Origin of the sequence: Bradyrhizobium sp. CCBAU 53351, assembly GCF_015291745.1 — a bacterium.
GTDB lineage: Bacteria > Pseudomonadota > Alphaproteobacteria > Rhizobiales > Xanthobacteraceae > Bradyrhizobium.
The window spans coordinates 5,976,404-5,988,274 of sequence record NZ_CP030059.1 but is presented as its reverse complement, the minus strand read 5'-3'; the positions used below and the strand labels follow the sequence as shown (position 1 = coordinate 5,988,274).

10 protein-coding genes are annotated in these 11,871 nt (G+C 66.3%); 9 read left to right on the top strand and 1 reads right to left on the bottom strand.

Translation table 11 applies throughout. The features are described 5' to 3' along the window. Window positions 1–16: 16 nt before the first annotated feature. Together XH83_RS28435 and XH83_RS28430 are read left to right on the top strand one after the other, a co-directional pair. Window positions 17–370, top strand: a complete 354-nt coding sequence (locus XH83_RS28435; RefSeq protein WP_194403940.1) for a YciI family protein — start codon at window positions 17–19, stop codon at window positions 368–370. 22 nt (window positions 371–392) lie between these two features. Continuing rightward, the gene (locus tag XH83_RS28430) at window positions 393–1,625 is read left to right on the top strand and encodes an RNA polymerase sigma factor (RefSeq protein WP_194403939.1); all 1,233 of its coding nucleotides are present in this window, start codon (window positions 393–395) and stop codon (window positions 1,623–1,625) included. 171 nt (window positions 1,626–1,796) lie between these two features. On the opposite strand, the gene XH83_RS28425 is transcribed toward XH83_RS28430, so the two are convergent. Next, a complete protein-coding gene (locus XH83_RS28425; RefSeq protein ID WP_194403938.1) occupies window positions 1,797–2,579 on the bottom strand; it encodes an N-acetylmuramoyl-L-alanine amidase in 783 nt (260 codons plus the stop codon). 554 nt (window positions 2,580–3,133) lie between these two features. Here XH83_RS28425 and rsmH point away from each other — a divergent pair. The 7 genes from rsmH to murD all read left to right on the top strand — a co-directional run bounded on the left by rsmH (window position 3,134) and on the right by murD (window position 11,863). Beyond that, on the top strand, window positions 3,134–4,123 hold the full coding sequence (gene rsmH / locus XH83_RS28420) for a 16S rRNA (cytosine(1402)-N(4))-methyltransferase RsmH (RefSeq protein ID WP_194403937.1): 990 nt from the start codon (window positions 3,134–3,136) through the stop codon (window positions 4,121–4,123). Between the two features lie 3 nt (window positions 4,124–4,126). Continuing rightward, complete coding sequence (locus XH83_RS28415) at window positions 4,127–4,519, top strand: hypothetical protein (protein ID WP_194403936.1); 393 nt, start codon at window positions 4,127–4,129, stop codon at window positions 4,517–4,519. Continuing rightward, the gene (locus XH83_RS28410; RefSeq protein WP_194403935.1) at window positions 4,516–6,270 is read left to right on the top strand and encodes a penicillin-binding protein 2; all 1,755 of its coding nucleotides are present in this window, start codon (window positions 4,516–4,518) and stop codon (window positions 6,268–6,270) included. Before XH83_RS28415 ends, XH83_RS28410 begins: the two co-directional genes overlap by 4 nt. Before the next feature lie 86 nt (window positions 6,271–6,356). Beyond that, window positions 6,357–7,829, top strand: a complete 1,473-nt coding sequence (locus tag XH83_RS28405) for a UDP-N-acetylmuramoyl-L-alanyl-D-glutamate--2,6-diaminopimelate ligase (protein WP_194403934.1) — start codon at window positions 6,357–6,359, stop codon at window positions 7,827–7,829. Further along, a complete protein-coding gene (gene murF, locus XH83_RS28400) occupies window positions 7,826–9,205 on the top strand; it encodes a UDP-N-acetylmuramoyl-tripeptide--D-alanyl-D-alanine ligase (RefSeq protein ID WP_194403933.1) in 1,380 nt (459 codons plus the stop codon). Before XH83_RS28405 ends, murF begins: the two co-directional genes overlap by 4 nt. 149 nt (window positions 9,206–9,354) lie before the next feature. Then, on the top strand, window positions 9,355–10,458 hold the full coding sequence (mraY, locus tag XH83_RS28395; RefSeq protein WP_194403932.1) for a phospho-N-acetylmuramoyl-pentapeptide-transferase: 1,104 nt from the start codon (window positions 9,355–9,357) through the stop codon (window positions 10,456–10,458). Between the two features lie 7 nt (window positions 10,459–10,465). After that, the gene (gene murD / locus XH83_RS28390; protein WP_194403931.1) at window positions 10,466–11,863 is read left to right on the top strand and encodes a UDP-N-acetylmuramoyl-L-alanine--D-glutamate ligase; all 1,398 of its coding nucleotides are present in this window, start codon (window positions 10,466–10,468) and stop codon (window positions 11,861–11,863) included. Window positions 11,864–11,871: the final 8 nt, after the last annotated feature.

Here is an 11,871-nt window from a genome sequence, read left to right as displayed (position 1 = left end):
CAACAGGAGTTAAGCGATGCAGTATTTGCTGATGATCTACCAGAACGAAGCCGAGTACGCGAACATGCGTCCGGCGGCCGGCCAGCAGATGACGGCGGAATATCAGACCTTCACCCAGTCCATCATTCAGAGCGGCAATTTCAAGGCCGGCGACCGGCTCCAGCCGACCACGACCGCAACCACTGTGCGCGTGCGCGACGGCAAGGTGCTGACGACCGACGGTCCGTTCGCGGAAACGCGCGAGCAGCTCGGTGGCTATTATCTGATCGAGGCCAGGGATCTCGACGCTGCGATCGAGATCGCGGCGCGCATTCCGAGCGCGCGCATCGGCTCGATCGAGGTGCGGCCGATCTGGGTCTACGACAAGTGACGACTAGCCTGCGCGTCGGCGCATGACACCGTCCGAGATCGACAAAGTATTTCGCGACGAGGCGGGGCGGGCGCTGGCCACGCTGATCCGTCTCGTCGGCGATTTCGATCTTGCAGAGGATGCGTTGCAGGATGCCTTTGCGGTCGCGCTGGAGCGCTGGCCGGCGTGCAATATCCCGGACAATCCGCGCGCCTGGCTGGTCAACGTCGCCAAGCACAAGGCGATCGACCGGGTCCGCCGCCAGATTGCCTTCCGCGGCAAGCAGCAGGCGATCGTGCACGAGCTCGAGCTGAACGCGCAGGCGCCCGAGGAATTGCCGGCAATGCTCGACGACGACATGCTGCGGCTGATCTTCACGTGTTGCCATCCGGCGTTCGCGGCCGAAGTCCAGGTCGCGCTGACGCTGCGCACCGTCTGCGGGCTCTCGACCGCGCAGGTCGCGCGCGCCTTCCTTGTCGGCGAGGAGGCAATGGCGCAACGGCTGGTCCGCGCCAAGCAGAAGATCAGGCTCGCCGGCATCCCCTATGAGGTGCCCGAGCGCGACGCGCTGGCGCCGCGGCTCGATGGCGTGCTCGCCGTGATCTATCTGGTCTTCACGGAAGGTTATGTCGCCACCGAGGGCGCGGATCTGATGCGGCCCGATCTTGCGGCCGAGGCGATCCGGCTCGGCCGCTTGCTCGACCGGCTGATGCCGGATCGCGCCGGCATCAAGGGCCTGCTCGCCCTGATGCTGCTGCACGATGCGCGCCGCGCCGGGCGCGCGACGACGGCCGGCGATATCGTGCTGCTGGAAGAGCAGGACCGCATGTTGTGGGACCGCGCGCAGATCGAGCAGGGCCTGCGCCTGGTCGACGACGCGCTGCGTATCCCCGGCCGACCGCAAGCCTATGCCGTGCAGGCCGCGATCGCCGCGCTGCATGCGCGTGCGCCCAGCTTCGGGCAGACCGACTGGCCGCAGATCGCCGGGCTTTACGAGGTGTTGCTGCGCATCGGTCCGTCTCCCGTGATCGAGCTCAACCACGCTGCCGCCGTGTCGATGGTCGATGGACCGGCCCGCGCGCTCGATCTCGTCGAGGCGCTCAGTGCGCGCGGCGACCTGCGCGGCTATGAGCTGCTACCTGCAGTGCGCGCGGATCTGTTGCGAAGGTTGGGTCGCACCGAGGAAGCGCGCGAGGCGTATCGTGCGGCGACGGAGGCAACGCAGCTGGAGCCGCTGCGGCGGCTATATGCGCGACGGGTGAGGGAGATGGGGTAGGGCTCTCGTGCCCCGGACGCAGCGCAGCGTCACTTCGACGATGCACTGCAGAGCCGGGGCCCATTTCTCCGGAGCGAGCTCGCGTCGCCAACCGGGTCCCGGCTCTGCGCAGCAGCGCTAGGGCGCTGCAGCGCGTCCGGGACACGAGAGTGAACTATGTGGCCGTCGCCGCTACTTCGACGCGACCGGCGTCCCCTCTGCCGGCAGGCTCGCCAGCAGCGCTTGCAAGGTCGACAGCGTCGAATGGTCCGCGACGCCGTCGAGCCGTGCCGGGCGGAAATGACGTTGGAACGCTGTGACGACCTCCATGGTCGCAGCGTCGTATTTGCCTGATAGCGGCACGCCGTAGCCGTATCTGGCGAGCGCCTGCTGCAGGCTCAGCACCTCGTCGCTGATGGTGCCGAGCATCAGGGTCTCGCCGCGCACGACAGGAGCCGGCGTGACCCAATGGCCGACGCCGGAATTGGCCAGCGAGTGCCACGGAAACTTCTCGCCGGGGTCCTTCTTGCGCGCGGGCGCGACGTCGGAATGGCCGAGCACCCGGTGGGCCGGCACCTTGCGGCGAAGCATGATGCCGCGGCACAGCGCGATCACGGCGGCGATCTGGCGCAGCGGATACTCCGGATAGCCCCAGTCATGGCCGCGATTGATGATCTCGATGCCGATCGAGCAGGAATTGATGTCGTCTTCGCCGGCCCACGAGGAAACGCCGGCGTGCCAGGCGCGCTTGGTTTCGGACACGCATTGCACGATGCGGCCATCCTCCAGCACGACGTAATGCGCCGATACTTCCGTTCCGGCCGTGCACAGCCGCGCCAGCGCGCCCTCGACGTCGGGCATGCCGGTGTAGTGCAGCACGATCATGTCGGGCTGCCGGCCTTTGTTGCGCTCGCCGAAGTTCGGCGAGGGGATGATGTCGGAGACGATCGAGGAGTCCGGCTCGAACGTCCGCATGTTCGCCGCGGCCTTGGGAACCGGGAGAACGCGTTGACGCTTCGAATCAGATCCAGACGGCGTGGACGAACCGGACGGCGGCATAGACAACTCAGGTCGGACGAGAATGGGCAAGCCCTTCTCTTTACTATTCCTTTACCCTCCACCGCACGCAATCGCGCGGCGCGGTTAACGGATGCATTTTGGCGCATGTGTGTGGATGAAGCATCACCACGCCATCAGCTTTTCGACTTGTAGGCAGCCGAGCAACGCTTTCTTAACGCTAAGGGCCGTTACTGAGGGATGAAGAGCCGACCCGCGTCCGGAGGCGGCCAAAGCGTATTTTGGCTCGAAATCCCATGGCTGCCCGACAAATTCCACTGGCAACACTGGGTTTGCTGCCCGGAACGACCGGGCTCGGTAACCATGCCGGACGCGAGCTTTGTCGTGGAACCGCCGCGGCGCGGAATGATTCGAGGCGTTATGGGCTTGTCCGTCCCCGATCTCGCTTGGACGTCAAGCAAGGCCTTCGGCGGGCTTTGGGTCACAAGGCTTTGGATCACCAGGCTTGGCGCATGAGCTCCACTCCCCACATTCCCGTGCTCGGCCGCGAGGCCATCGATCATCTCGCGCCGCGTGCGGGCGGGATCTATGTCGATGCCACCTTCGGCGCGGGCGGCTATAGCCGCGCCATCCTCGACGTGCCTGGAACCCGCCTGATCGCGATCGACCGCGATCGAACTGCCATTGCCGGCGGCGCCGAACTGGTCGAACGTTCCGACGGCCGGCTGACGCTGGTCGAGGACCGCTTCTCCAATCTCGCCGATGTCTGCTCGGCCCAGGGCATCGACGCCGTGGATGGCGTCGTGATGGATGTCGGGGTGTCCTCGATGCAGCTCGACCAGGCCGGTCGCGGCTTCTCGTTCCGCCTCGACGGTCCGCTCGACATGCGGATGGGGCAGGTTGGGCCGACCGCGGCCGACGTGGTCGCGCATGCCTCCGAAGGCGATCTTGCCGACATCATCTATCTGTTCGGCGAGGAGCGGCAGTCGCGCCGCATCGCCCGCGCCATCGTTGCCGACCGGCAGGAGACGCCGTTCACGACCACGCGTGCGCTCGCCGATCTCATCGGCAGGATCGTGCGCTCCAAGCCCGGCGACATCCATCCGGCGACGCGGACGTTTCAGGCCTTGCGCATCTTCGTCAACGAGGAGCTCGAGGAGCTGCAGACCGCGCTGGCCGCCGCCGAGCGTGTGCTCAAGCCCGGTGGCCGCCTCGTCGTGGTCTCGTTCCATTCGCTGGAAGACCGCATCGTCAAGAATTTCTTCGCCGCGCGTTCGAAGACCGGCGGCGGCTCGCGGCATCTGCCGGAAGTCGCGCAGGTTCCGCCGAGCTTCCAGTTGTTGACGCGGCGGCCTGTGGTCGCCGGTGACGACGAAGTCGCGCATAATCCGCGGGCGCGTTCCGCAAAACTGCGCGCAGCCGAGCGCACCTCCGCGCCGGCGCCTCATAATGACGAGCCATCGTCCTGGCCGAAACTCTCCGACGTGATGAGGGGCGGCTAGCGCATGCGCATCATCCACCTCCTCGTCATCGGCGCGCTGATCTTCGCGGCGGCCTATGTCTACCGCATCAAGATGGACTCGACAGCGCGCGTCGAGAAGGTGCTGCGGCTGCATGCGGAGATCCGCGAGCAGCGCGACGCGATCGCGTCTCTGCGGTCCGAATGGGCCAGGCTCGATGCGCCGCACCGGCTGCAAGGCCTGTCCGATCGGCATCTGCAGCTCAAGCCGGTCAATGGCACCCAATACGATTCGCTGAAGAACCTGCCGGAGCGTCCGCCGCGGATGTTCAGGCCGGGCGAGCCCGATCCGATCGGGGCCATGCTGAACACGATCGAAGCCGCCAGCGATCCCGACACCGTGACGGGCTCCGTGCCTCAGCCCGAGGACAATCAATGAGCGCTGCGACTCCGGCCAAACCTGCAGAAAAGCCGACTGAGCCCTGGCGGCAGCGTCTGATCCGCAGCCTGCTCTACGGGCGCAACGTCGACCGCGCCGCGAAGGCGCGCGCGCGCGTCGGCCTCGCCATGCTCGCCTTCGCCTCGGTCTATGCCCTGATCGGCGGCCGGCTCGTGATGTTCGCGATCGGCGCCGATGCCCATGGCGCGCGCCGCGCCGCGGCGCAGGAGGTGGTGGCGACCGCGCGTCCCGACATCGTCGACCGCAACGGCGCGATCCTTGCCACCGACGTCAAGGCGGCGAGCCTGTTCGGCGAGCCGCGTCGCATCATCGACAAGGACGAGGCGATCGAGCTTCTCACCGCGACCGTGCCCGACCTCGACGAGGCCGAGGTGCGCGAGCGCCTGAGGACGCGCAAGGGCTTCGTCTGGCTCAAGCGCGAGGTCACGGCGAAGCAGCAGCAGGCCATCCACAAGCTCGGCATTCCCGGCATCGGCTTCCTGCGCGAGAACAAGCGCGTCTATCCGACCGGCAACGAGGTCGCCCACCTCATCGGTCTCGTCAACATCGACAACCAGGGCATCGCCGGCATGGAGAAGTGGCTCGACAATCAGGGCCTCGCCGATCTCCACCGCGCCGGCTTTGCCACCGACCGGCTGCAAAAGCCGATCGAGCTCTCGATCGACCTGCGCGTCGAGCACGCGCTGCGCGACGAGCTCTTGAAAGCCAAGGACAAGTTCCACGCCAAGGCAGCCTCCGGCATCATCTCGAACGTCAAGACCGGCGAGCTGGTGGCGATGGTCTCCCTGCCGGATTTCGACCCCAACAACCCGAAGGAAGCGCACGATCCTGATCGCATCAACCGCCTGACCACCGGCGTCTACGAGATGGGCTCCACCTTCAAGGCGTTCACGCTGGCGATGGCGCTCGATTCCGGCAAGATCAATTTGAACTCGTCGTGGGACGCGCGTGGAAACCTGCACTACGGCAAGTTCACCATCCACGACAGCCACCCGCTCGGACGTTTCATCAACACCAAGGAAGTGTTCACCTACTCGTCCAACATCGGCGCCGCACGGATCGCGCTCAGCCAGGGCGTGGAGGCACACAAGGCGTTCCTCGCCAAGATGGGCCAATTGACGCGGCTGCGCACCGAGCTGCCGGAGAGCGCGGCGCCGCTGGTGCCGCGGCGCTGGGGCGAGCTGAACACGGTCACCATCGCGTTCGGTCAGGGCATGTCGGTGGCGCCGCTGCAAGCGGTGATGGGCATCAATGCGCTGGTGAACGGCGGCTATCTGATTCCGCCGACCTTCATGAAGCGCAGCGAGTCCGAAGCCGCGGCGATCGCCAAGCGAGTCATCAAGACCGAGACCAGCGACAAGATGCGGTTCCTGATGCGGCTCAACGCCGAGATCGGCACCGCCAAGACCGCCGATATCAAGGGCTATTACGTCGGCGGCAAGACCGGCACGTCCGAAAAGGTCATCAACGGTCGCTACGCCAAGAAGCGCGTGCTCAACTCCTTCACGGCGATCATGCCTTGCGACGATCCCAAATATCAGATCCTGATCATGCTGGACGAGCCGCAGGCCATTCCTGAGACGAAGGGGTTCATCACCTCCGGCTGGAACGCTGTTCCAACCGGCGGCAAGGTGATCGAGCGGATCGCGCCGCTCCTGGGCGTCGAGCCGCGGTTCGACCTGCCGCCTGCGGAGCGCCTTATTCTTGCAGCATCCAGGACAACCCAGTAATCAACGGGGTAAGCTTTTCGCCGCGGCTGAGTCGGGATTTTCCACCCGTATTCGGCTTCCCGGCAGGGCATGTCGACTGGAAGACCATGAAGCTGCGCGACCTCCTGGGTCTGGATATTCTGGGCAATGATGCCGCGATCGAGCCCGCCATCGCCGCGCTCGATGTGACCGGCCTTGCGCTCGACAGCCGCGTCGTCAAGCCGGGTGATCTCTTCTTCGCGCTGGCGGGCAGCAAGACCGATGGCGCGCGCTTCATCGACGCCGCGATTGCCGCGGGCGCGGTCGCCGTCGTCGGCGACCATGCGCCGGATGGAGGCAAGGTGCCGTTCATCGCCGTCGCCAATCCGCGCCGTGCGCTGGCGCTGGCCGCCGCAAGCTTCTTCCCCGCCCAGCCGGCGACCATCGCGGCCGTGACCGGCACCAGCGGCAAGACCTCTGTTGCAGCCTTCACGCGCCAGATCTGGGAGCGGCTGGGGCATGTCTCCGCCAGCATCGGCACCATCGGTCTCGTCTCGCCCAAGCGCACGGTCTATGGCTCGCTGACGACGCCGGATCCGATCGCACTGCACCGGCAGATTGACGAGATCGCCCGCGAGGGCGTCAGCCATCTCGCCTTCGAGGCGTCGTCGCACGGGCTCGATCAATTCAGGCTCGATGGCGTGCGCGTCTCCGCCGGCGGCTTCACCAATCTCTCGCGCGACCACATGGATTATCATCCGACCGTCGCGCATTACCTTGCCGCGAAACTCCGCCTGTTCCGCGAGCTGGTGCCGCCCGGCGGCGCGGCGGTGATCTCGGCCGATCATGATTGCTCGGCGGAAGCGATCGACGCCGCGAAGGCGCGCGGCCTGCGCGTCATGGCGGTCGGTCGCAACGGCGACGGCGCAGGCGAGGGCATTCGTCTCGCGGACGCCAGGGTCGAAGGCTTCTCGCAAGTGCTCGGGCTCGAGCATCGCGGCAAGCGCTATGCGATCCGCCTGCCGCTGGTCGGGGAATTCCAGATCGAGAACGCGCTGGTGTCGGCGGGTCTTACGATCGGGACCGGCAGCGATGCGGCCAACGTGTTCGCAAGCCTTGAGCATCTCGAAGGCGCCAAGGGACGACTCGAGCTCGTCGGCGAGCGCAATGGCGCGCCGATCTTCGTCGATTACGCGCACAAGCCCGATGCGCTCGTGAAGGCACTGCAGGCGCTGCGTCCCTATGCCAGGCGCAGGCTGGTCGTCGTGTTCGGCGCCGGCGGCGACCGCGATGCCGGCAAGCGTCCGATCATGGGCGAGATCGCAGCCGAGAACGCTGACGGAATCATCATCACCGACGACAATCCGCGCAGCGAGAAGCCGGAAGCGATCCGCGCCGCGATCCTCGCTACCGCCAGGGGCGCCCGCGAAATCGGCGACCGTGCCGCTGCGATCCGCGCCGCGATCGAGGAATTGCAGGAGGGCGATGCGCTGCTCATCGCCGGCAAGGGCCACGAGACCGGGCAGATCGTCGGCGGAGAGGTTTTGCCCTTCAGTGATCACGAGGCGGTCGCCGCCGCATTAGCGTCGAGGGTTGCATGAGCGCGCCGATATGGACGGTTGCCGAAGTGGCGCGCGCGCTGGGCGCGGACGGATCGTTCCCCGACACTCCGATCGATTTCGTCACCCAGGATAGCCGCCTGGTGAAACCGGGCAGCCTGTTCGTCGCGCTATCAGGCACGCCGAGCGGCGGCTTCGTCTCGGCCTTTGCCAGCGCGCGAGACGGCTGGGAGTTCGCGGACAAGGCTGAGGCGTCCGGCGCGGTCGCGATGATCGTGCCGCATGAGATCGCCGGCATCCGCATTCCCCAGATCGTCGTCAAGGACACGCTGATCGACGGCCTCTGGGGCCTCGCACGCGCCGCGCGCGCGCGGTTCAACGGGCCGGTGATCGGGCTCACCGGCAGCGCGGGCAAGACCAGCACCAAGGAATTTCTGGCGGCCTATCCGAACGCCTATGCCAGCCCCTCCAGCTTCAACAATTTCTGGGGCGTGCCGCTGACGCTGTGCAATGCGCGCACCGATGCCAGCCTCTGGGTCGTCGAGATGGGCATGAACCAGAAAGGCGAGATCGCACGGCTCAGCGAATTGACGCGGCCGACGGTCGCGCTCGTCGTCAACGTCCAGCCGGTGCATCTGGAAAAGCTCGGCTCGCTCGAAGCCATCAGGCGCGAGAAGGTCTCGATTGCGCTCGGCCTGCCCGAGGACGGGGTGCTGGTGCTGCCCGCCGGGCTCAAGGCGTCGGAATGGAAGGGCAAGGTCGTCCGCTTCGGCGAGCACGCCGAGGTGCACGAGGTCGCGCACGCGCCGCACGGCGAGAGCTGGCAAATCGTGGCCATGATCGGCAAGAAGGAACTTGCCTTCAGCCTGACGCCGGGCGCGCCGCACCGCGTTCAGAATGCGCTGGCCGCGCTCGCCGCGATTCGTGCCGCCAATCTCGATGCGGCGACGCTCGCGATTAAGCTCGACCGGGTCGGCATCATGACCGGCCGCGGCGTCGAGCAGACGATCAGCGGCATCACCGTGATCGACGACAGTTTCAACGGCAATCCGGCCAGTGTCGCTGCCGCGCTGCAGAGCTTGCAGGCACGCAACATGACCGGCGGCCGCCGTATTGCGGTGCTCGGCGACATGCTGGAGCTGGGCGAAGACGCCCCGGACTATCACACTGCTCTTGCCAAGCACCTCGACGGCATCGACGGGGTCTACTGCGTCGGCCCTCTGATGCGGCACCTCTTTGAGGTGCTGCCGTCAGGCAAGGGTCTCGGCTGGCACGACGACCCCGCCACGCTGAAGCCGGTCGAGGTCGCGAGCCTGCTGCAGGCAGGCGATGTCGTGGTTGTCAAGGGCAGCAAGAAGATGTTCTGGGTCAACAAGTTTGTGCCGAGCCTGGTGGCCGCCTTGCAGGCAAAGGCGTAAACTGCTTGGAAGGCGCCGTTCCCGAATCCCATCCTTTGCGGCGCGAAGCCGTCCGGTTTCCCTGGGGGCGCGCGACCCATGATGAAGACCAGCGAATGCGCGTGAGCACGCCAAGATCGTGCGTGCAGAGGCGCCATAGGACCGTCTGAATGTTTTACTGGCTGATCGAGCTCTCCAATACATTTCCGGGCTTCGGTGCCGTTCGCACCTTCCTGAACGTCTTCCGCTACATCACTTTCCGCACCGGCGGCGCGGTGGTCACCGGTGCGCTGTTCGTGTTCCTGTTCGGGCCCTGGATCATCGATCATCTGCGTATCCGCCAAGGCAAGGGCCAGCCGATCCGGACCGACGGTCCGCAATCGCATCTCGCCAAGAAGGGAACGCCCACGATGGGCGGGCTGATGATCCTGTCCGGCCTCACCGTCGGTACCGTGCTGTGGGCCAATCCGCTCAACCCCTATGTCTGGATCGTGCTGGCGGTGACGCTCGGCTTCGGCTTCGTCGGCTTCTATGACGACTACCTCAAGGTGACCAAGCAGACCACGAGCGGGTTCGGCAGCAAGCTTCGCCTGCTGATCGAGGCGGCGATCGCGCTGGTGGCCTGCTACGCCCTGGTGCGGCTGAACCGCGATCCCGCGTCCACCGCGCTGACGATTCCTTTCCTGAAGGACACCGTGCTGCATTTCGGCTGGTTCTTCGTGATCTTCGGTGCCTTCGTCATCGTCGGCTCCGGCAACGCGGTGAACCTCACCGACGGTCTTGACGGCCTCGCCATCGTGCCCGTGATGATCGCGACCGCGAGCTTTGCGATGATCGCCTATCTCGCCGGCAACGCGGTGTTCGCCGAATATCTCCAGATCAAATATGTCGCCGGCACCGGCGAGCTCGCGGTGCTCTGCGGCGCGCTTCTAGGCGCCGGCCTCGGTTTTCTCTGGTTCAATGCGCCGCCGGCGTCGATCTTCATGGGCGACACCGGCTCGCTCGCGCTCGGCGGCATGCTGGGTGCCATCGCGGTCGCGGTGAAGCACGAGATCGTGCTCGCGGTGATCGGCGGCCTGTTCGTGCTGGAGGCGGTCTCCGTCATCGTGCAGGTGGTGTCGTTCAAGCTCACCGGAAAGCGCATCTTCCGCATGGCGCCGATCCATCACCATTTCGAGCAGCTCGGCTGGACCGAGCCGCAGATCGTGATCCGGTTCTGGATCATCTCGGTGATGCTGGCGCTGGCCGGCCTGTCGACGCTGAAGCTGCGGTGATCGCTCGATGATCCCCGTCACCTCTTTTGCCGGCAAGACCGTCGCGGTGTTCGGCCTCGGCGGCTCCGGGCTCGCCTCCTGCCACGCGCTAAAGGCCGGCGGCGCCGAGGTGGTCGCGGCTGACGACAACGCCGAGAACGTCGCCAAGGCTGCGCAGGCCGGCTTCATCACCGCGGATTTGCGCAACGTGTCCTGGGCGAACTTTGCGGCGCTCGTGCTCGCGCCCGGCGTGCCGTTGACCCATCCGGTCCCGCATTGGAGCGTGCTGAAGGCGCGCGAAGCCGGCGTCGAGGTGATCGGCGACATCGAGCTGTTCTGCCGCGAGCGGCGGCGCCATGCGCCGGATGCGCCGTTCGTCGCCATCACCGGGACCAACGGCAAGTCGACTACGACAGCGCTGATCGCGCACCTCACGAAGGTTGCCGGCTACGACACCCAGATGGGCGGCAATATCGGCACCGCGATCCTGTCGCTGGAGCCGCCGCGCATGGGCCGCGTCCACGTCATCGAGATGTCGTCCTACCAGATCGACCTCACGCCCTCGCTCGATCCCTCCGTCGGCATTTTGCTCAATGTCAGCGAAGACCATATCGATCGTCACGGCACCATCGCGCACTACGCCGCGGTGAAGGAGCGCCTCGTTGCGGGCGTGCAAGGAGGCGGCACCGCGATCGTCGGCGTCGACGACGGCTTTTGCCGCGACATCGCCGACCGGCTCGACCGCTCGGGCAAGAATGTGGTGCGCATCTCCGTCAAGAACCCGCTGGCGTCGGGCATCCATGTCGAGCACGGCAATATCGTGCGGACCGCGGGCGGTGCGCGCAACGAGATCGCCGCGCTCGGCGGCATCGGCTCGCTCCGCGGCTTGCACAACGCGCAGAACGCGGCCTGCGCGGCCGCAGCCGCGCTCGCGATGGGCATCGGCCTCGACGTGCTTCAGAATGGCCTGCGCAGCTTTCCGGGCCTCGCCCACCGCATGGAGCAGGTCGGCCGCCGCGGCAACGTGCTGTTCGTCAACGATTCCAAGGGCACCAATGCGGACGCCACCGCGCATGCGCTGTCGTCCTTTGCCGACATCTTCTGGATCGCCGGCGGCAAACCCAAGGCGGGCGGCATTACCAGCCTCACCGGCTATTTCCCGCGGATCCGCAAGGCCTATCTGATCGGCGAGGCCGCGCAGGAATTTTCCGGCACGCTTGGTAGTGTCGCGCACGAGATCAGCCAGACGCTGGACGTCGCCGTCGAGCACGCCGCGCGCGATGCGGAGGCATCAGGCCTCGCCGATGCCGTCGTGCTGCTCTCGCCAGCCTGTGCCTCCTTCGACCAGTATCGCAATTTCGAGATCCGCGGCACCAAGTTCCGCGAGCTGGTGCAGGCGCTGCCGGGCGTGAAGCCGGTGGTGTAGCGAGTTCT